Consider the following 20007-nt stretch of genomic DNA (forward strand, 5'->3'; position numbering starts at 1 on the left):
TCAGGTGGTGCTCAACCACGCCGGTAGTGGGGCTGAACGACACGAATCACGCATCTGAACAGTGGGGCTCAACCGCACCACAAGTGGTGCCCAACGAAGCCAATATTCAATCGGCGACCAGGGTTGGAACAATCGACGTCAATGAGCCGATAAATACGGCGACGAGGACAGTCCACAATTCAGTCATATTCGCACACTAGCGGCACTTCGAAACTGCCGGTCACCACACCGATCAGGACGGCCCTTCCTGCTGGATATCACGTTCGGTTCTTTTCTTCCTGGGATGTCAAGGTCCAGCTGCTCCCGCCAGAGTCTCGTTGGGGGATGCTGAGCGGTCCGCCCAACTGATGCGTGCGGAGAGTTCGCCCGATGCCTCGTCGTTGTCAGGTTCCGGGACGGCGCCGCTACAACCGAGGTCGTCCTCTGTTCCGAATCGGCCGTATCCGTCCCCAGCGATCGCCCCGGTTGGTGAGTTACTGGGGTGTCCAGGCGCCCCCTTGATCGTCGTCAAGGGGCGTTTGGATGATCAGGCTTGGTGGTGGCTGTCCTTCTTGGTCTTCATCGGCGTGGGCGGATACCCAGGTGTCGGCGGCGGCGGCTGCGCCGACGGCGCGGAGCATCCCGGCGAGGGCGTCCACTTCGGTGCAGCTCATCCGCGGGCCCACGTCTCCCCGCGAAGTCTGCGGCCGCGAACACGTCGACGAATCGCGCGGCCGCGGCGGTGTCAATGGTGGGTGTGTTCATTGCTGGTTCTCCTGGTCTATCGGATGGGCGCGGTGACAGCGCAGAGGTTCACGCGGTGCAGGATGACCTGGGCGATGTGCACGGGGCTGTAGATGTAATCGTGGAAGTGCCCGGCGACGTAGATCCCGTGGGGCACGGCGGCGTCGTTGATTGGTTCGCCCTCCGAGGTGAACACGACGAGTTCTTTGTGGTCGCTGTCGGTGCTGATGAGGTGCTGCGCGACCCGGTATCCGGCGGCCGTGTAGTCGCGGTGGGTGTTGATCCCGTCGCAGGAGTACCGCACGACCCGGGGCATGTCCTCGCCGTCGAACGCGACGAGCGCGGACCCTTGGTCGTCGTACCCGTCGGTCATGCCGTTGAACTTGCGGCCCTCGTACTGGCTGGTCACCGCGCTAACCTCGCGGTCGGTGGGGCCGTCGCTCCAGGACACGTTCATCCATGCGGACGCGGTGCCGGTGCTCATCCGGACGCTGAACTTCACGCCGGGAAACGCGCTCTTGAGCGCCACCCGAACCAACTTGGCGGTGTCCTTGGTGCTGATGTAATCCGTCATGTTCTGTTTCCTCAGTTGCTCAGTGCGGTGGCGGCCTGCTCGGCCTGGATGGCTTCCCACAGGGCAAGCCGGGTCCGGAGTTCAGCGATCCGGGCGAGCTGGTCGGCGGTGCGCGCGGCGGCGACGGCGGGGCGCTCAGGTGTGTGGGGCGTGGCGTATCCGTCCCAGTTCAGAGTGCGTTCACGCCTGCGGATCGAGCTGGTGACGTGAAAGATTTTCCACTCAACGTCAGCGGAAGTGATCGTCTCCGCGGGGGTCTGGATCTGTTCAAGCATTTTCTCTCCTCCAAATTTTTTTGCCTTTCGGCGGTCTTTCCGCCCTCATGGAGTGCTGTCGGGGTCAAGCCCCAAGGAACGGTTGCAGGCCAAAAGTTATGGAGGAGCGCAGCGGGGGAAGAAGTTTTTGCTGAAACTGTGACGACGGCTTGACGCCGGCAGCACGCAGTGAACAATCCCCCAGACGAAAAGCAACAAAGTTTCCGTNTCCGTGCGCTGACCTGCACAGTCGGGCACCAGGATTCCTTGCTCATTGGCTCGAGCAGCATCAGATGAGCCGAACCGGCGACGCCGGCGGGAAGAGTCCAGGTCTTCACTGCGCCGGTGTCATCGATGGGCGTCAAACCTCTTCGGTACCGGCTCCTTCGGCGTAGATGATGCGCCTGCGACCGCCACCTGTCCTGGCCAGACCTTGTTAGTGTCAGAGCCCAGACCTACACTCCCTATATCGAATAAACGTTCGAAAGCAAGGGTTGGAGGTACGGATGCGACAGAGCTTCCCGCACCTCCACGTCGCCTCCGCATACTCGCCGCACTACGGCGTGACCATGCCCGAGGCCCTCGTCGACCAGGCGGCGGCCGCCGGCGCCGACTTCCTCGCCCTCACCGACCGGGATGGGCTGTACGGGGCGGTCAAGCACGTGCGGGCGTGCGCGGCCGCGGGGATCCGGGCGGGCCTCGGCGCGGACCTGGCCGTCCACGATGATGAGCACCGGCCCCTCGGCCGGGTGACCCTACTCGCCCACGGCGGGGACGGCCGCGGGTACGCCGCGCTCTGCCGGGCCGTGAGCTCCGCGCACGAGGCAGGCAGGGTGCCGAGCATCGACCGGCGCCGGCTCGCGACCTGGGCGGAAGGACGCACCCTGACCGTGCTCCTCGGGCCGCTCTCGGATGTGGGGCTCGCGGTAGAACGCCGGGACAACGCGGAGTCGGTCGCTGGGTTGCGCGCGTGGCTCCGCGTCATGCCGATCGGCTCCGTCACCCTCGAAGTCGTCTGCCACCTCGCACCGACCGGGCAACGCGGGTCCGTGGCCGCGGCCACCCGGATGCTCGGGCTCGCCGAGGACACCGGCACCCCCGCCATCCTCTCCAACGCCGTCCGCTACGGCGAGCCGGGCGACGCGATAACCGCGGACCTCGCCGACGCCACCCGGCTACTCACCCCGCTCGCCCAGCTCCAGGAACCCCAGGCGAACGGGCAAGCGTGGCTGAAAGACGGATCGCACATGCGCCAGGTCGCACGCATGGTCGTCGACGCCGGCGCCCGGAACCCCGGCGCCCTCGACCAACTACTCCGCACCACACGCGAGCTGGCGGACCGGTGCGCGCTGGACCCGGCCGGAGACATCGGACTCGGCACCCCGAGGATGCCGGAAGCCTCGATCATTGGCGTCGTTGGTGACCCGGTCGCTGAGTTGTGGCGGCGTGCCCGGCATGGCATCGACGACCGCTACGCCGGCACCACCCTCGCCCGTTCCGCGCACTTGGAACTCGCGCATGAGATGGAGACGGTCGAGCACCTCGGGTTCGCCGCCTATTTCTTGACCGTGGCCCGGGTCGCCGACCTGATCCGGGGCATGGGCGTCCGAGTGCAGGCGCGGGGTTCCGGTGTGGGCTCCGTCCTCAACTACACGCTTCGCACCTCGTCGGTCGAACCGATCGAGAACGGCCTCATCTGGGAGCGGTTCCTCTCCCCCGAGCGCCAGACCCTCCCCGATATCGATATTGACGTCGAGTCCGCACGGCGTCACGACATCTACCGGGAAGTGTTCCAGGTCTTCGGCGCCGACCGGGTTTCACTGATGTCGATGACCAACGCGTACCGGGGCCGCGGCGCCGTCCGCGATGCCGGCCTTGCGCTCGGCATGCCGGAGGACCAGGTCGCGGCGATCGCGAAGCAGATGTGGCGGTTCAACGCCCGCGACTTCCGCCGGGCCCTCGAGGAGAAACCCGAGCTCGCGGACCTCGCCGCGCAGGTCCGCGAGTCGCAGCAACTCGACCAACTGGTGGACCTCACCGCGAAGCTCGACCGGCTCCCCCGCCACATCAGCGTGCACCCGTGCGGCGTCATCCTCTCCGACACGTCTCTCCTGGACCGGACGCCCGTGCAACGCTCAGGGATGGGGCTACCGATGTCCCAGTACGACAAACACGACATGGACCCCATGGGCCTAATCAAGCTCGACATCCTCGGCGTCCGCATGCAGTCAGCGATGGCCTTTGCGATCGAGGAGCACCGGCGACTCACCGGCGAAACCATCGACCTGGACCGGGTCCCCCTCGACGACGCCCCCACCTACGAAATGCTCCGCACCACCCGCACCCTCGGCGTTTTCCAACTTGAGTCGCCTGGGCAGATGGAGCTGATCGGGAAGCTCCAACCGGCAGTCTTCAACGACCTCACCGTGGAGATCAGCTTGTTCCGCCCCGGCCCGATGCAAGCAAACATGCCCCTCCAGTACTTGAAGGCGCGGCACGGGGAAGTCGCACCCGACCACATGCACCCACGGTTCAAACCGTTCCTCGCCGAAACCAACGGGGTCGTCGTCTTCCACGAACAAGTGATGCGCCTCTTCGACGAACTGACCGGCTGCGGAATGGGCAAAGCCGACGTGTTCCGCCGACACCTCGGCAAATCCGGCGATCTCGCCGAGATCGAAGCGTACGTGCGGAAGCAGGCCGCCACCCGCGGGTTCCCGGCGCCGGTCATCGACCGGGCGTGGAAGGTACTGTCCGGGTTCGGCAGTTTCGGGTTCGCCAAAGCGCATGGGGCCGCATTCGCCCGCACCACCTATGAAAGCGCCTGGCTAAAAACGCACCACCCGGCTACGTTCTTCGCCGGGCTCCTCACCCATGACCCGGGCATGTGGCCCAAGGACCTGATCGTTGCCGAAGCCCGGAACCTGGGCGTGCCCGTCCTCGGCCTCGACGTCCAGAAGTCCGCATTGGACTACCGTGTGGAACAGCTGGGCGACGGGCAACTCGCTATCCGCTTGGCCCTGCCCGAACTCGCCGGATCCAGCGCGGTGGAGCGGCAGCGGATCGCGGAGCATCAGCCGTTCTCCTCGTTGCAGGACTTCCGCGATCGGGTGCGGCCGCGCCGGCGCACGTTTGAAGCCCTGGCCCGGGTTGGTGCCCTGGACTCGTTCATCGGTTACGACCAGGCCCGCCGCGGCGACCTCCTCGCCCACATCCAAGGCCTCGGCGGCAAGGCCCTCCCCGTCGGCCCCGACCAGCTCGCCTTCGACATCGAACTGCCACTGCCCGACTTCTACAGGTCGGTCACCGCCCTCGACCTCCGCGGCCGCACCCAAACAGACGTGGAACTCCGAGACCTCGGCTTGGCCGTCAGTCAGCATCAGATGACCCGCTTCTACCCCTTGTTCAAGGAACTCGGGGTCACTCCCGCGTCGGAGCTCGTGAACCTGCCGGGCGGCACTGAAGTCCTGGTCGCCGGGGTCCGACGCGCCACCCACACACCGCCAATGCGCAGCGGCAAACGCGTCGTCTTCCTCTCCCTCGACGACGGAAGCGGGCCCGTCTCCAACGTGGTGTTCTTCCACGACGCCCAGGCTGCGATCGGGGCACCCGTGTTCCGCACCCACTACGCCCTCATCCGCGGCCGAACCCGACGCACCGGCACCCGCGGGGTCTCCGTGACCGGCGAGCAAATGTGGGACCTGCTGGACGTGGCCGGGAAAGTCCGGACGCGTCAGGCCGCGGAGCGGGAAACGGAGCGGGTTGTGGTCGAGGCAGAGGCCGTGGACAACGTCATTCAGATGTGGAGGCGGAGGGCATGACCTGCGCCGCCGAACCGGATGCAACCGTCATCAGGAGCGGTCCGGGAACATCTGTATGAAACCGCGGCCCGAGTCCTTCCCTTAGAAGAATGTCTCTCAACTGGGAGATGCGTCCTAAAAAGCAGCTTCAATCTTCGCGAAGTCCGCTGGTGAAAGTGCGATTCGATCACCGAATTGGCTCATGAACAGTGGGGCGCTCGTGCTGTCGAGCACAAACCACACCCCCGGTCCTGCGAGGACGTATTGATTGGTACCACTGTTGGCGTAGACACGCAGGTCGCCTATGCGACCGGAGACGCAGGTCTGCATTATTTCCGTGAAGTCAGACTCGCTTAGCGCCACACGCGTGCCATACAGCGATTGGTACAAATCGCCTTTTCCCGGCAGAATTCCCCTCCAGGTCCCTGCTCCCCCCACGGCCCAAGCGTCCGATGCAACGTTCGCGAAGACGCCGAAGCCACGCTCCAGGCGCTCATCGATAGCCGGGGGCGGCGCGACACCGGTCAATCTTGCCGTGATGTACGGAATCGGATCGAAGTGGCTCGTGTTGTAGTCTCCGCCGCCCTCAGCGCCAGCCGCGTTGTAAGCCATCGTGAGGTGAAGGTGTGCTCCGTCGGATGCTGAACCCGTGTTTCCAACGTATCCAATGATCGCGCCGCGAGGCACTCCTCCAGACACGGATACGGAATCTCGCAGGTGGCAGTAACCGCTATACATTCCGTCGTCGTGTCGAAGCACAACGACGTTACCCAAAGCTGTGTTCCACGGTGTCGGAACGACTACGCCGTCTGCGACAGCTTTAACGGCTGTCCCTGCTGGAGCAGTGAAGTCCGCCCCGCGATGCTTGTACGTGCGCCACCCGCCCGCCCCGTATTGTCCATACGGATCGGTCGTGTCGTAGTACTTGTACTCGACAGGCCACGAGTACTGAATAGTTGCAGCGCTCGCGCTCGAAGGTCGCGCCTGTTGAAGAAAGGTGAACGCAGCGGTTGCCGCGGCAGCTCCACCTAACACCGTTCGCCGCGACAGAGTGAATTCCTGTTCGGTCATGATGGCGGGTCAGGGCTTGGGCTGAAAGGCGGCTTGAATCTTCGCGAAGTCCGCTGGCGTAAGGGCGATTCGGTCCCCGAACTGGCTCGTGAACAGTGGTGTGTTCGTGCTATCGAGCACGAACCACACGCCCGGTCCTGCAAGGACCCATTGGTTGGTTCCGGCGTTGGCATAGACCCGCGCATCGCCGATGCGCCCGGCGACGCAAGTCTGCATCACCTCTGTGAAGTCGGAATCGTTGAGCGCCACACGCGTGCCATACAACGTTTCGTAGAGAACCTGTCGCCCCGGCTGAATCTGACGCCACGTCGCTGGCCCGCCTACCGCCCAGATGTTTGTTGCCGAATTGGCATACACCGCAAGTCCTCGAGTCATAGCGCTGAGCGTGCCAGCTTCCGGCCCGGAATGACATTCCCCTTTCCGGGGGCCAATCATGGATGAAACTCACTACGCGCCTCTTTCCGGCATAAGGCGCACGCTGATCACCGGCGTGACAGTTGATCGACGGATCTGTGTCAGAAACATGCCGCGCTTGCGGATCGCATGTCCAACGGCTCGTGGACAATTCAGCCAAGGCTCAACAGGGACGCCGCCAGTAACTTCCCGCTGAGGGTTCCCTTCTGACAGTGACCAGGTGAGGCCACTACTTCCTCGAGAGGAGCTTCGCACCGTCCGCCCGCAGCTCCCCCGCCGGTGAGACATGGCGGTACAGCGTCTGCCGGGTGATCCCGAGCTCCTTGCAGAGGTCGCCAACCTTCGTTTCCTTCTGACCCATCGCGGCCATGGCCAAGCAAACCTTGGCCGGCGTCATCTTGAACGGCCGCCCGCCCGTCCTCCCCCGTGCTCGAGCTGCGGCAAGCCCGGCAACAGTGCGCTCAGAGATGAGCGCCCGCTCGAACTCGGAGAGAGCAGCAAAGATTCCAAAGACGAGCTTCCCAGGTGCCGTCGTGGTGTCGATCGCGGCGCCCTCTCCGGTGAGCACCTTGAGGCCGATGCCACGGTCCGTGAGGTCATGCACCGTATTGACCAGATGACGCAGATCTCGGCCGAGCCGGCCCAGCTTCCAAACCAGGAGGGTGTCACCATGACGCAGCGCCTTCAAGCAGGCCGCCAAGTGTGGCCGGTCGTCCTTCTCGCCGGATGCCGGGTCCTCGTAGAGATCCCCTGCAGCGACACCGGCGGCCAAGAGTGCGTCTCGTTGTAAATCAGTGCTCTGCGAACCATCAGCTTTTGACACGCGCATGTATCCGACGAGCATGATCGACTCCTGTCATTTAAACGTCCGATTACGTGACAAACGAGTCTTCGGCTCCAACAGAACAAAAAATGTCACTTATCCAGTTATTTATTCTAGGTCCCGCAAAAGCCGTGGATTTGAGTTGGGTGATGGCTGCGACTGGAACGGCTACCGAACGTCCGCAAGCGTCCAGATTGGCCAGCCGTGGAGCTTCTCAACCTGGTCCTCAGCCAGGCCGTTGAGAATCACGTCGAGCTCACCAAAGTCGTTCAACAAGATGTTGCTCATCGCGTCAATGGGGCCAAGTGAATGGCTTCGATGTGGTGTCGTACGCGTTCACAATTAGGCGTCGAGCCGCCGGAGAACTCTCACCCTTCGACGCGTATGCTTCAACGGTGTACGTCGAGACGAACCTGCCACCGTCCCTGACAGACGTGTCAGCTATGTTCTCTTCAGCGACATACCGGAGCCTTGCATCGCAACGTCCACTCGAAGCCATGGAGCGCCTCCAAAAGGTCTTTCCTCTTGCCGTCGACTCAGGGGTACGGTCCATTGCCGACGCCTTCGACATCGCGTATGAGATCTTGCTGTGTAATTACCGCAACGAATACGTCTTCAAGAACGCCATCGTGTCCAAGATCGTCTTCGGCCGACACAAACCATCGACGGCGTCAGCCATCCTTGAACTGCCACTTGGAAGATCTATCGCCGACGTCGCCGTGTTTAACGGCACATCCACGGTCTACGAAATCAAGACGGACCTGGACTCATTCGCCCGCCTAACTTCGCAGCTTAGGGACTACCGCACCCGGGTCGAAATGGTCAACGTCGTCGTATCCGAACGCCGAGCAGCATCCGCCGAACGTCACATACCCGAGGGCGTCGGATTGCTCGCCCTCCGCCGCCACGGATCGCTAAGCGTTATCCGTCCGGCAATATCCAACTTGGACCAGATGCGTTCCGAACATATCTTCGGCGCCCTCCGACAGGGCGAAGTCGCGGATATCCTGAGGCATCATGGCTTGCAAGCGACCGCCGCCAACGACCCAGTCAGCCAATGGCACGAACTTCGCGATCTGTTCTCTGAACTTGATATCGCCCAGGCTCATAAGGGCGCCATCGAGGCCTTCCGTGCCCGCGGTCAAAGCGCACACGAGATCGCCACGCACCCGTCGTTGCCGAAATCTACACGCGCCCTCGTGTACTCGACGCCACTTTCCAGAGTGGCTATGCGACGCTTGGTGTCTCGACTCGCCGAACCCCTGCCCCGTACTTGGGGTGTTTGAGAACCCTTCGGTTCCGGACCAGAATAGAAGGTACATCCATCGCTCGGGGGACGATCATGTATTTTCCGTATCTGTACGGTCGGCGCGCTGAGCGAAATGCTCTTATTGACGTCGCCACCACTATCGGCACGAACCAAGCCGTTCATCCAATCGTCGAGCCCTACTCTCAGGCCGGAGACCTGATTGGCCTGCTCGATACCTACAAGACGGTGGGCGCGAAACTCCATCTAGTCGTCAACCCGACTCGCGGAACACTACAGACACCTGCGGAACAGGCTGCATGGACGGTAGAAGTTGCCGGCTACGTCGCGCAGCCGGCTGTAGTCACTCCGGTCATGCACGTGTCCGGCTTCACAACCGGTCCCGACCTCGCCTTATTCCTGGCTACGTTCCACGGCCGTGACGTGGCCCTCGTCGTTCTGCAGGGCGGGCTGTCACCCATCACCATCGCCGCGACTTTGGGCGTGCGGCCCGTCCGCGTCTTCGTCGGCCCTCTCGTGGCGGCAACGGATTACGTCTCGGCGATGCCAAGCCAACATGTCGTGCCTCTCGTGCCACGATTTCCGATAAACGTCAACGCCAACTACCCGGCGGAGTCCGCGTTCTCTCTCGACCCGAAATCGTATGGACCAGCCGGTTTCGGTGACTTTGCGCTCATCGACCCGAAGCCTCCACGGGTCGGTGCCGGAGGCGCCGGCGCCGGCGCCGTGGCAGTGCACATGACCTATCAGGAACCCAGCACCAACGAGCTCAAGGTGCAGCACTTCCTCTCTGATGATCGGATACAGAAGTCTCCGCCCGACGCTATCAAGCTGCTGCAGTCCATCCAGCACATGACCAATCAGCAGACGGCGACCCCGGGCCGGTTCCTCCTATCACCCGGCTACACGACCCTTGAGTCATACCTCTCGACGGGCAAGCGGACCAGCCTCGAGAAGTCGAAGCAGCAGCAGATAAGTCACCATCTGCACACGGTCGCGCACTGCCTCTAATCAGGGTTCCTGTCGGGAAGAATCCGTATACGGGCAGAGGCTCATGCCGACGACCCTGATTCCCGCTCTCGAATTACTTCTTGGCGCCTGCGACTGACAGTGGCCTTGCCCCCGGTTAGTGGACACGGGGTTATGCGGCTTTAGCGAAGTCCGCGTTCTGGTTTGCGTATTGCAGCTCGAAGTCGACGGGGCTGACCTGGCCCAGGGAGGTGTGCCGGCGGCGCCGATTATCGCGGTCCTCGATCCAGGCGCCGACTTCCCGGGATGCCTTGTTCTTGCTGGGCCAGACGCGTCGATGGTAGAACTCGGTCTTGAGCGTGGCGAAGAAACTTTCCGCCATCGCGTTGTCCCAGCAGACCCCGGTGTAGCCCATCGATCGGGTGATGCGGTGCGCTTTCGCGAACGCGGTGATCTGCGCTGACGCGTATTGGGTGCCACGATCGGAGTGGAAGATCACCTGCTCCAGCCGCTCACCGCGGAGAGCCATGGCCATGACCAGGGCGTCTTGGATGAGGTCGGTGCGCATGTGGTCGGCGATCGCCCAGCCGATCACACGGCGCGAGTGCGCGTCGATCACGGTGGCCAAATACAGCCACCCTTCCCAGGTCCTCAGGTAGGTGATATCGCCCACCCAGACCTGGTTCAGGGCCCCGGTATCCCACTCTCGTTTGACGGCGTCGACGGGGTAGGCGTCCTCGGCCTGGCTGACCGTGGTGGTGCGCCACCGTTTCGGGCTGATACCCACCAATCCCAGGCGGCGCATGGTGCTGGCCACAGTTTTCCGGGAGATGGTCTCGCCATCTGCGCGGAGGTCGGCGAGGATCCGCGGGGCCCCGTAGACCTCGTCTGAGTCGCTGTGGAACCAGGCGACTTTCTGGTCGATGTTCTCCCGCCGGACCGCCCTCTCAGACGGGCTGCGGCCCAGCCAGGCGTAGTAGCCCGACCGGGAAACGGCGAGGAGGCGGACCATTCGGACGATGCTGAAGTTGGTCTTCTCCACCAGCATCAGTGCGAACGCTTGGCGTTCGTATCCGAGGCTTCCTGGGCGAAGAAGAGGGAGGCTTATTTTAGGAACGCCCGGTCCAGCTTCAGGTCGGCGTTCTCTTTGCGTAGCCGCAGCAGTTCGGCCTTTTCCGTCTCGGTGATCCCGGCTTCGCCGGCGTCTTGGCTGGCCTTGAACAGGTTCACCCACCGGCCCAGGGTGGCTTCGTTGACGCCGAGCTCGCGGGCGACGGTTGCCACCGCCCGACCGGTGTTGATCACCAGCTTGACGGCCTCGTCTTTGAACTCAGGAGTGAACTCCCGGCGCGTGTTTCCCATGATGAACATTCTCTCTTGTGAGGTGTCCACCAACCGGGGTCAAGGCCACGGATAGCCGGTGGGCTCGCCGCCTCGCGCACCCGGATAGCGAAGTTGACTTTGCCGTCTCCGGCCGACTCAATGAGGCCGGCGGCCAGGAGCCGTGTCCGGTAGTTGGCGACAAGGTTTGTCTTGGCACCCAGCCGTTGTCCGATGTCACTGGTAGACAACGGCCTTCTGTCTTTGGCCATGGCGTGCAGGACGGCGATGTCTTTGGGAGAAGCTCTAGACAGACCCCTCGATCACGGCGTGCGTTGCGTCGGTGGCGGCATCAATGGCCCTACCGACAGCGTCCTCGTCGAGCGCGCGCCCTCGTATATTCGGCTTCTCGCTAGAGGAAATAGCCGACCAGCGGGATGAGAACTGGGTATCCTCCAATGGTTTCGGGGGCTTGCCGGACCAGAGCAGTTGAGATGATCAAGCACAAGCACAAGCACCCGAGAACGTCTCGGCGAATGACGCCTGCAGTCCCGGACCGTGGACGCAAGCAGATCGTTTTTTCCGGCGCGGCGGAGAACTCGTCGCCATGCCTTTGTCGAGTTATCCGACACCGCGGCCGACAGTCCAGCGGAGACCAGCCGATGGGAAGGCGGTCCTGGTGCTGAAGGGGCCGGAGGAGTTCTTTGGCGAGGTCGCAGGCGACGATGTCGGAGCGCCCGATCAAAGTCCGACCCCAGGAATAGCTGCGCCACCCTTTTTGGGGGCACGAAGATAGCTTGTTCCTGTGTTGTATCACCGATAGCTTTCAGTAAGAGAGGTGCCATCAGGACATTTCTTGACAACCGGGGGGAAATCATAATGCAGATTCATGCCCAAAAACCGACCAAACGCGCTGGACGCTGGGCGCTGGCAGGCACAACGCTTCTGCTCGCCGCAGCTTTCGTGTCCTCTTCCGTCATTCCAGCATCCGCCAACGGCGCTTTCAACGTGAAGTTGCGCGCGAGTGGGTGCACTGAAGGAGACTACTACGGTACTAGCTTCTCATCCACTTCAAACGGCGCGATGTATGCCGAGGGCATCACGTCGTACAGGTACCCGATCTGCATCGGTAGTGGAGGGTTGCCTGCTGTGCGTGTATCTGGTGGCGGTGCTACAAGTCCTTGGCAGTACACCCCAGGGTCTCTCGTTTCGGTCAAAATTCAGAAGTTCACAAGTGGTAATGCTTACGGGAACCATTCCGTGGGCAATGCGTGGCTGCGGAATACGTAATGCGTTCTGGGGTAATGGGCCGGGCATGCGTGGGAATCGTGGGTGCTCTGATTCTCTGCGGACTTTTCACCGGCTGTTCGTCGAACGAAGGCAGCCAGCAATACAACGGTGGTGTCATGAGCTCGGAGCAGGTCAAAGAGCTTGGTCGTCAGGAGAGTGATTCCGGAAATACCGAGCAAGCAGCGGTGCTTGCGGATGGCTCCGTGTCGTTCGAGGAATATGACGAGTCGTTTAACCTGCTCGCCGGTTGCTTGAGAAATGTGGGCATCGAACCCTCGGCCCCGTTGATGAGTCCTGTTTCCGGAAACCGATATGAGTTCTCTATGAACTCTGGTGAGCTCGACCCACAGTCGGCGTTGGCAGATGGAGACGTGTGCCAAGCGAAGTACTGGTCGTCAGTGTCTCAGGCGTATTCATTCTCAACTCCAGATGTGATGGAAGCTGCGCTGCGGACGAGTACTTCTGAATGCCTGGAGAAGAAGGGGATTGAAACGACTGGCGGCGAGACGAATGCGAAAGCTTTTGCAGACCTGCCCGGTGTTGATCCTGATGTGTTGTCTTCGTGCATCTTGGACGCGGCAACTGAAATGTACCCCGAATACCCGTCAATGACGGTCGCTTTCTGAGATGTGGTTTCTCCGTTACGTGTCGTCGCACCGGCGAGACGTAACGGAGAAGCGGCAGGCAGAAACCGCAAGGAGCTTCATTGATATTCGACAAGCCGAATCTGGATGTTTGTGCAGTGAAATCAAAGCAGCCCACGCGTCCGGATCGCATGATGGCAAGAAAACGCCGTAGGAACGGTGTGTACCGCCCCTTTCGCGTCTCTGTGTACGTGGCAGCTCTGCTCGTCTGGGTCCTGCTACCCGTTGGGGGATTCACATACCTGTCACTGCAGGAGACAAAAGCATCCATAGCACCAGTCCGCCGCGTCTGGTCTCCGATCGATGTCAACGATCTGCCACTGCGTGCCGACGCTCAGCTTGCGATTGTTCGGTCAGACGCATATGAAATTGTCGCCCCAAATTGGAGTGGCCTTGTTCAGGAAGTTCGGCTTGAGGCCGGCGCCGTCCTTCGCAGCGGCCAGGTTGTCGTGGTTATTGACGGGATATCTCGACTCGCCATAGCTTCCGGTCGCCCTTTTTCTCGGACTCTGGTCGAAGAGGACATCGGTGACGATGTGGCGAGGCTCAACGCAGTCCTTCGGGATAGGGGGCTGGATGCTGGCAACTCCGACGTGTTTACGAGGCGGACTCTGTCGGGCGTGCGGGCCCTGGCGGACAGCATTGGTGCGGCGAACCCAGATGACGTATCCGGGTTCGATCCAACTTGGTTCATCTTTCTTCAGTCTGATGTTCCGATATCCGAAATATCACTGCGAGTAGGGTCTCCAGCGCCGGCGGCAGGCGAGGTTATCGCTACCGGAAAACCACTCATAACCTCAGCGCGATTGCAGGAACGACCTGACGCTGGCTTTGAAACTGCAATTACGCCCGAGGATAGCGACGGCGCCGCTTCACAGTCGGGGGATGACAAGACAGCCGGTGCTGGAGAGGTTCTCTATGTCGGGTCCCAGCCTTTAGAGCTGACTGAGGACAGAGGTTTCGTGGCACCGAGCGACCTCGCTGCTCTTGAATCGCTAACCGAGCCGGACTCGACTGTCGTTCGAGCATCACTCGAAACGCAGCCTAAGGCGGGTACTTGGCTTATCCCATCGGCAGCAATCTTCGCTGAGGAAAGCGGAAACCTTTGCACCCTGGTGAAGATGAGGGGGGGGAAGACGTCGGGCGAGGAGGTGACTGTACTTGGGACAACAAAGGGCTTGACGGTAGTAAGTGGGACTTTGGTGGAAGGACAGCAGGTTCTCATTTCCCCGGCCAAGGAGGATCGACGATGCGACTAGAGCTGGCGAGCCTAGACCTATCATTCGGCAGCCGAGCGATATTGTCCGGTGCGGACCTCGTGGCTGAATCGTCAGAAACGGTTGCACTGATGGGGCCTTCCGGCTCTGGAAAATCATCGCTCTTGGGGATTGTGTCCGGGGCGCTAAAGCCAGACGGCGGATCCGTGAGTCTTATCCCAGCTGAATCGCTCCGGCTGGCGTGGATTCTACAGTCCACACCACTTCTAGCGAGAAGGACCGCGCTCGAAAACGTCGAACTTGGACCGCTGTCAGAGGGCTACTCGGTGCTGCGGTCGCGCGCACTGGCGCTGTCCAGCATGAAGAAACTGGGCGTAGCGCAGGTCCAGAGGCAGCGCGTCTACACGCTCTCCGGGGGAGAGCGCCAACGGCTAGCAGTCGCTCGCGCGATAGCTGCTCACGCAAATGTCATCCTTGCGGATGAGCCGACAGCCTCGCTGGATCCCGAGTCCCGGGAAGCCGTTTGCAGCGCGCTCCTAGTAGCGGCAGGGCAGGGTGCTCTCGTTCTGGTGGCGACTCATGACAGGGCCGTGGCTGACCGGTGCAGCCGCGCGTATTCGATCTCAGACGGAAAACTGATAGCTCTCGCCCGGTCTGCCACTTGGTGATGCCTAGGCGCGGGTTCGGGCTTGGTGTCCTCGCTCGGGAGACGGTTAGGAACTTAGGATCCGCCCCGGCCTTGTTGACTTTGGCCGTTATCATGGGGCTGGCGTCCGGACTTGCCGTCCCGTTAGTTACGGCGATGGAGGTGGGATCCGTTGTACGAGATGATCTCGCCGCGGTGGCGGCTGGTACGAATACATTGTCTGTTGCCGGGGAGAATCGAGGACCAATCTCGGCCGCTCGATGCGATCAACTTAACGCGATCAGCGGCGTTATTTCCGCGGGCGGCGTGGTTTCGCGGGCCTCAGTCAACGTAGCCTCCCGTCCAAACGAGTCGCTTGAACTCGTCCGAGGCACGGTTGGACTCGCTGCAATATTCTGGCCCGGGGACCAACTAGATCCGTCGAAAAGCGTAGCTTTCGTCTCTGGTTCAAGGAACGCCGTTACGTTTGGAATCACGGAAGGCGCGCCCATTGCCTTCTCGAAGGTTGCTGATCAGTCAACGACGACGACAATCGTGCTCAGTCAGATTGCGGCCCCATCGACACGAAAGACGGCTCTAGACAGTGCATTCTTCGAGGTCGTGCCACCGGTCGGTTCAATTGTGGAGTGCCTAGTGGAGGCATCACCCGGGGCTAGAGACAAGGTTGAGTCAATCCTCGTCGGCTGGTTCCCTCTTACTTCAGCCACCTCTGTGTCGCCGTATTTTCAGCTAACCGATCCAGGTTCGACGACTGAGCAGAAGCTTCATGACCGACTGTCTCAGCACTTCCCCTTGGCGGCACTCATCGTCACATTCACGACCGTCATTGCGGTTTGGTACTCCAGGAGATCCGAATTTGCGCTGTACCGCTCTTTGGGACTGAAGAAGGTCCAATTCCTCCTGCTTCTAGTGTTGGAAACCGTCGTGTTGGTGTTCGTTCCGATTCACCTCGGACTTTCTTTATCATTGTACTTTCTGACCGGTCAACTCGGGTCCCTCGTCGTGCAGCTAGCGTTGCTCGATGGCACGCGCCTTCTATCTCTCCTCCCACTTATTCCCCTCTTGTCTTTTTTGCTATTGATTCGCTCGATCCGGCTGGACACGCTGAAGGGCCGATAGTCTTGCCGATAGCAAGATTGTCCGCCACCTGGGTCCAGTTATCTGACGAGGGAAGGTTGGACGCGGAGATCAGCTGCGGAGATCCAACCCCGGCCAGGCTGAGCTCAATCGGTAACTCAGTCGAGCACGCACTTGTCCACGCAGAGAGTGACGCGAACATGATGAGACAAATCTCCTTGCCGGACGCGGAGCGCGCTGCGAAGTAGTCCACTCCTGTTTGCTCCGAAAGCAGACGAGAGGAGTCGGGTGCCACTCCCAAAATTCCATCGGCGTCGAGGCTGACCGGCAACTTGGCGAGTAGCGCTTGGTGGTAGCGGTAGTCCGGGGAGTGTGTGTTATCTCGTGACATCGTGGACACTAAATCTCATCACTTCGCGGACGCTGGGTCTCATGGCTTCGTGTGTCCTGTCTCAACGCATCGTGGACACACGATCTCATGACATCGTGGACACCATCTCTCACAGCATCGGAGACACTTGCGCCGGTGATAGTTGAGGAATGTCGAATTCTCTTTCACCCCAGACTCGTGCCGCCATCATGAACTACGACCCGACTCAGCCTCACGCGCTGTCGATTATCGGGTTCTGCCGCTCTCTGAAAATCTCTCGGAGCGTGTTCTACAAGATCCGTGGGCGAGCTGTCCACGAGGCGGCTGCTGCGCTGCACCCCCGCTCCCGCGCTCCGAACGTCCCGGCCCGACGCTTTGGGCAGGTGGTCGTGAATGAGCTGGTGAAGATCCGCAAACAGCTCAAGTCTGATGGCTGGGATTATGGTCCCCGTTCGGTCTACTACGAAGCGGCCATGGATGACGGGTTCCCTGGAGGGAAGGTCCCCTCGGTGGCGACGATCGCGCGTCTTCTGGCCAGCGTCGGGCAGGTGGACGCGTCGCCGAAAAAGCGGCCAAAATCGTCCTATATCCCGTTCGTGCGCGCGACGGTGATGTCGCTGTGGCAGCTGGACGCATTCGAGTACCGGCTGGCTGGTGGGCAGATCGTCACGGTGTATCAACTTCTCGACGACGCCAGCCGATACGACGTGGGCTCCGACGCCTATTCGCGTCATGAGAACAGTACCGATGCGAAGGACGTGCTCGAACGGGCTATTGCCGCATGCGGGGCACCCCGGGAAGTGCTTTCGGATAACTCCCTGGCGTTCAATCAGCTGCGGGCAGGCACGATCGGGTCCGTGGAGATCTTTCTGGCCTCGAAAGGAACCATGCCGATCAGTGGGTTGCCGGGCAAGCCCACCACACAGGGCAAGAACGAGCGCTCCCACCAGACGCTGATCCGTTTCCTCGACGCCGACCGGCCGGCCACTCTGGAGCAGCTCCGTGGACGGGTCCAGCGATTCCGGGAGCACTACAACAACCGCCGACCGCATCAGGCCCTTGAACACGCTACGCCGCGGGCGGCGTGGGACTTGCTCGAACACACACCAGCGACCGAGCCGATCCCGCTGTCGGTGCTGGAAGCGAAATCCTCTGAGTACCGGCGGGCTCGCACACGACGACAGTCAGACCTGCACCGGGCATCGTTGACGATCTCCAAGACCGGGGAGGTCCTGCCCGACGACAGCGCGCGGCCGCCCACAGCGGATCAGTCGCTCGTGGAGGTCACCGCGGCGAACAGGCAGGTCTATTTTCAGGGATACCACGTCTCCCTGCCGACGACGTACGCCGACCGCACGTTCTACCGGACGATCACCGCTGACGCGTTCTTGCTGACCGATCCCGTGACCGCTGAGATCGTGTTCTCGTTCCCGCTGCCGATGGTCGCGCTGAACGTCCGAGGCCGATACATCGCCTCCTACTCTATCCAGGGCGTTGATGTGGCCCACCCGACGAAGCCCTGGGCGCGCAAGAACGCGGAGTATCAGCAACAGTTCGCCCAGCTCCAGACTGACCTCCCCGCAGTGCTCGGTGAGCCAGGGCGGTAGCTGTGCACGAAGCTATGAGACTCAGCGTCCGCGAAGTGATGAGATTTAGTGTCCACGATGTCACGAGATAACACACCAACTCGCCGGACTACCGCTACCACCAAGCGCTACTCGCCACTTTCCCCTTTTTCTCAGGCTCCGGGGACTCCTTAGATGAAGACTCCGCCAGGGGATTTTCTTTTGGCGCCGGCTGCATGAACGCACTACCGATCGTGTAAACGTTCCTTCTGACATTGCGGAATGTGACCAAGTCGACCGACTCGACGGATTGAACGGTCAAGACGCCTTGTCGCGTGAGTTCAGCCAGCCCCCGCTTCCGACTGGAACGGGAAATCCCGAAACGCTCCTCGAAGAACTCACCTGACAAGAAAAATTCCGGATCATTATGTCGGGTCATCGCCAGCGCAACTAGGTACATCGCAATGCCCGCACCCGATAGTTGTCCGGCCAGCCCACTAGTCCAGAAGACGCGGGGAATCGGAAGGTAGGGCTCGCGCTCATATGGCGGCACATACGGGCGCGATTGATCTGCATTGGCAGTCTCCACATTTAGTGCGATCTCAACACGAGTGCCCCGAGCCGCTAGCCGGATGAGGCCCCGCTCTCGAAGTTCGTGTAGACAGTCGCGGATAGCACGCGCGCCCTCTTCCCGAGGATCAGCCCGACCAAGAAGTTCAGCCCAGTATGCAGCGACCCGAGTCGTCGTGTACGGCTCTTTCGCACACAGCCAGATCAAGCTCAGCAGGAGTGAGACTCGTAACCCAGCTCCTTTGCCGCCGGCATCCCCTTGGGTGCGAAGAAGCCTCGCCAACGGCGTTGGCTCACTGACGCCCTCTGCGCGCTCGACGAACGACCTCCGTAGGGGGCATGAGTCTCGCAATACGCCTTCTGCGAGACTGTGGCCTTCGTCACGTGCAATATTCATTTCAACTCCGAAGCTGCGAGATTGGCGATCACTCAGATGCCGAGTATGCTGAGTGGAGGTACTTGCTGAGCGATGAGGTAGCACCTCTATTGGGGTTCCGTTAGGGATAGTCTAGCGGTTCTGTAATCTCTGGTGGGAGGTTCCGTTGGGTTTTTGGTAATCTGACCCACTCAACGTCTGCTAAAATTAAGACGCGGTCGAGTACTTGTACCACGTCCGTGTCATTTCCGGGTCTTACGATTCCGGCGTCCAAAACCGGTAGGTTCCGGGCCTTGGCTGATCAAACCCGAAGAACGCGAATTTGGGTTCAACCGGGTGGATTTGACAGAAATCCCCCGGCCGGGGTCCATACCCGGCTGGGGGATCATCTTTTAACACGTTGCCACCAGGCCAGGAACGACAGCACCTTCGCTTTCACGGCCGTGGCTGATGACAACTGAGGCTGCGAAACTCTCACAGCAGTTCGTCGCCGGGTCGCCTTCACCCTCGCCGCTCCGCAAGGCATGGCGAGAAAAACTCGGTCCATGGCGCACACGTCATAGCAACTTGCGGCCGTTTTGGTCGGTCAGTAGCACGCCGACAGCGGGCGGCCGAGGACGGATCGAAGTTCACCTCCCGGTAATGTCTTTCAACCACGACTCGACCAAGTCACGTCAGGCGTCGGCGGGAACCGCCGCTGTGATGATTGCGGCGACTTCTTCATAGGTCCAATCGTCGAATTCGAGAACCGGAATGAATGGCCACTCTGATTCCCAATACGCGAACTTGGACCGCGGCCGACGTCCGCTCGCGTGAAGAACTATCAGCAGGTCGTCGGAGTGTGGGCCAACCTTTATGAGCGGGAATCTGGACCGGTAGGGCCAGTCTCGCCATGCCCGACGGAAGTCAAGCTCGAGGTTCATCTTGTGGTCACGTCCCTGTGAGTGGTGTGGTTTCCCGCTCTTGAGTGTTGCTTCGTCAACGTAAAGAGCCACCGTGGGATGGTCAGTGAGTACCGACTAAAGCAACTCACAAAG

16 protein-coding genes and 1 pseudogene are annotated in these 20007 nt (G+C 61.3%); 8 read left to right on the forward strand and 9 right to left on the reverse strand.

The features are described from left to right. Nucleotides 1–473: 473 nt before the first annotated feature. From E3T28_RS08155 to E3T28_RS08165, 3 genes are all read right to left on the reverse strand, one after another. A complete protein-coding gene (locus tag E3T28_RS08155; protein WP_134429630.1) occupies nt 474–653 on the reverse strand; it encodes a hypothetical protein in 180 nt (59 codons plus the stop codon). Between the two features lie 107 nt (nt 654–760). Then, nucleotides 761–1297, reverse strand: coding sequence for an LPD29 domain-containing protein (locus E3T28_RS08160; protein ID WP_134429632.1), 537 nt, complete (start codon nt 1295–1297; stop codon nt 761–763). A gap of 11 nt (nt 1298–1308) precedes the next feature. Continuing rightward, nucleotides 1309–1572: a hypothetical protein gene (locus E3T28_RS08165; protein ID WP_134429634.1), complete on the reverse strand. Its 264-nt coding sequence runs from the start codon at nt 1570–1572 to the stop codon at nt 1309–1311. 485 nt (nt 1573–2057) lie between these two features. Between E3T28_RS08165 and dnaE the strand changes: the two genes are divergently transcribed. After that, complete coding sequence (gene dnaE / locus E3T28_RS08170) at nt 2058–5372, forward strand: DNA polymerase III subunit alpha (protein ID WP_134429635.1); 3315 nt, start codon at nt 2058–2060, stop codon at nt 5370–5372. Nucleotides 5373–5486: 114 nt separating this feature from the next. Here dnaE and E3T28_RS17345 read toward each other — a convergent pair whose 3' ends face one another. From E3T28_RS17345 to E3T28_RS08185, 4 genes and pseudogenes are all read right to left on the reverse strand, one after another. Further along, nucleotides 5487–5963 (reverse strand): hypothetical protein, encoded by a 477-nt coding sequence (locus E3T28_RS17345; RefSeq protein ID WP_241979241.1) that lies wholly within the window; start codon nt 5961–5963, stop codon nt 5487–5489. Beyond that, a pseudogene (locus tag E3T28_RS17745) lies at nt 5964–6422 on the reverse strand (M23 family metallopeptidase); the annotation flags it as partial. A 9-nt stretch (nt 6423–6431) separates the two neighbouring features. After that, nucleotides 6432–6779, reverse strand: coding sequence for a hypothetical protein (locus tag E3T28_RS08180; RefSeq protein WP_134429638.1), 348 nt, complete (start codon nt 6777–6779; stop codon nt 6432–6434). 286 nt (nt 6780–7065) lie between these two features. Next, nucleotides 7066–7680 (reverse strand): recombinase family protein, encoded by a 615-nt coding sequence (locus tag E3T28_RS08185; RefSeq protein ID WP_134429640.1) that lies wholly within the window; start codon nt 7678–7680, stop codon nt 7066–7068. A 476-nt stretch (nt 7681–8156) separates the two neighbouring features. Here E3T28_RS08185 and E3T28_RS08190 point away from each other — a divergent pair, with 476 nt between their 5' ends. Then, nucleotides 8157–8945 carry a sce7726 family protein gene (locus tag E3T28_RS08190; protein WP_134429642.1) on the forward strand — a complete coding sequence of 263 codons (789 nt, stop codon included), beginning with the start codon at nt 8157–8159 and terminating at the stop codon, nt 8943–8945. Nucleotides 8946–9001: 56 nt separating this feature from the next. After that, entirely contained in the window at nt 9002–9937 is a 936-nt protein-coding gene (locus E3T28_RS08195; protein ID WP_134429644.1) for a sce7725 family protein, read from the forward strand. Nucleotides 9938–10067: 130 nt separating this feature from the next. Here E3T28_RS08195 and E3T28_RS08200 read toward each other — a convergent pair whose 3' ends face one another. Further along, on the reverse strand, nt 10068–11003 hold the full coding sequence (locus E3T28_RS08200) for an IS3 family transposase (protein ID WP_277613363.1): 936 nt from the start codon (nt 11001–11003) through the stop codon (nt 10068–10070). Continuing rightward, the gene (locus E3T28_RS08205) at nt 11000–11257 is read right to left on the reverse strand and encodes a transposase (RefSeq protein WP_166786964.1); all 258 of its coding nucleotides are present in this window, start codon (nt 11255–11257) and stop codon (nt 11000–11002) included. Before E3T28_RS08205 ends, E3T28_RS08200 begins: the two co-directional genes overlap by 4 nt. A 1286-nt stretch (nt 11258–12543) precedes the next feature. On the opposite strand from E3T28_RS08205, the gene E3T28_RS08210 reads away from it, so the two are divergent. The 5 genes from E3T28_RS08210 to E3T28_RS08230 all read left to right on the forward strand — a co-directional run bounded on the left by E3T28_RS08210 (nt 12544) and on the right by E3T28_RS08230 (nt 18066). Beyond that, nucleotides 12544–13131: a hypothetical protein gene (locus tag E3T28_RS08210; RefSeq protein WP_134429650.1), complete on the forward strand. Its 588-nt coding sequence runs from the start codon at nt 12544–12546 to the stop codon at nt 13129–13131. A gap of 80 nt (nt 13132–13211) precedes the next feature. After that, on the forward strand, nt 13212–14408 hold the full coding sequence (locus E3T28_RS08215; protein WP_134429652.1) for an efflux RND transporter periplasmic adaptor subunit: 1197 nt from the start codon (nt 13212–13214) through the stop codon (nt 14406–14408). Further along, nucleotides 14399–15034 (forward strand): ATP-binding cassette domain-containing protein, encoded by a 636-nt coding sequence (locus E3T28_RS08220; protein ID WP_134429654.1) that lies wholly within the window; start codon nt 14399–14401, stop codon nt 15032–15034. The genes E3T28_RS08215 and E3T28_RS08220 overlap by 10 nt, the downstream gene beginning before the upstream one ends. After that, entirely contained in the window at nt 15034–16131 is a 1098-nt protein-coding gene (locus tag E3T28_RS08225; protein WP_134429656.1) for an FtsX-like permease family protein, read from the forward strand. The genes E3T28_RS08220 and E3T28_RS08225 overlap by 1 nt, the downstream gene beginning before the upstream one ends. Before the next feature lie 498 nt (nt 16132–16629). Beyond that, nucleotides 16630–18066 (forward strand): integrase core domain-containing protein, encoded by a 1437-nt coding sequence (locus E3T28_RS08230; protein ID WP_134429658.1) that lies wholly within the window; start codon nt 16630–16632, stop codon nt 18064–18066. Nucleotides 18067–20007: the final 1941 nt, after the last annotated feature.

Origin of the sequence: Cryobacterium sinapicolor, assembly GCF_004403465.1 — a bacterium.
Classification (GTDB): domain Bacteria; phylum Actinomycetota; class Actinomycetes; order Actinomycetales; family Microbacteriaceae; genus Cryobacterium; species Cryobacterium sinapicolor.

Excerpts from the sequence above, each read along its gene's own strand:
- E3T28_RS08155 (WP_134429630.1), bottom strand. The coding sequence starts at position 653 with ATGAGCTGCACCGAAGTGGACGCCCTCGCCGGGATGCTCCGCGCCGTC.
- E3T28_RS08160 (WP_134429632.1), bottom strand. The coding sequence starts at position 1,297 with ATGACGGATTACATCAGCACCAAGGACACCGCCAAGTTGGTTCGGGTG.
- E3T28_RS08165 (WP_134429634.1), bottom strand. The coding sequence starts at position 1,572 with ATGCTTGAACAGATCCAGACCCCCGCGGAGACGATCACTTCCGCTGAC.
- dnaE (WP_134429635.1), top strand. The coding sequence starts at position 2,058 with ATGCGACAGAGCTTCCCGCACCTCCACGTCGCCTCCGCATACTCGCCG.
- E3T28_RS17345 (WP_241979241.1), bottom strand. The coding sequence starts at position 5,963 with ATGGCTTACAACGCGGCTGGCGCTGAGGGCGGCGGAGACTACAACACG.
- E3T28_RS08185 (WP_134429640.1), bottom strand. The coding sequence starts at position 7,680 with ATGCTCGTCGGATACATGCGCGTGTCAAAAGCTGATGGTTCGCAGAGC.
- E3T28_RS08190 (WP_134429642.1), top strand. The coding sequence starts at position 8,157 with ATGGAGCGCCTCCAAAAGGTCTTTCCTCTTGCCGTCGACTCAGGGGTA.
- E3T28_RS08195 (WP_134429644.1), top strand. The coding sequence starts at position 9,002 with ATGTATTTTCCGTATCTGTACGGTCGGCGCGCTGAGCGAAATGCTCTT.
- E3T28_RS08205 (WP_166786964.1), bottom strand. The coding sequence starts at position 11,257 with ATGGGAAACACGCGCCGGGAGTTCACTCCTGAGTTCAAAGACGAGGCC.
- E3T28_RS08220 (WP_134429654.1), top strand. The coding sequence starts at position 14,399 with ATGCGACTAGAGCTGGCGAGCCTAGACCTATCATTCGGCAGCCGAGCG.
- E3T28_RS08225 (WP_134429656.1), top strand. The coding sequence starts at position 15,034 with ATGCCTAGGCGCGGGTTCGGGCTTGGTGTCCTCGCTCGGGAGACGGTT.
- E3T28_RS08230 (WP_134429658.1), top strand. The coding sequence starts at position 16,630 with ATGTCGAATTCTCTTTCACCCCAGACTCGTGCCGCCATCATGAACTAC.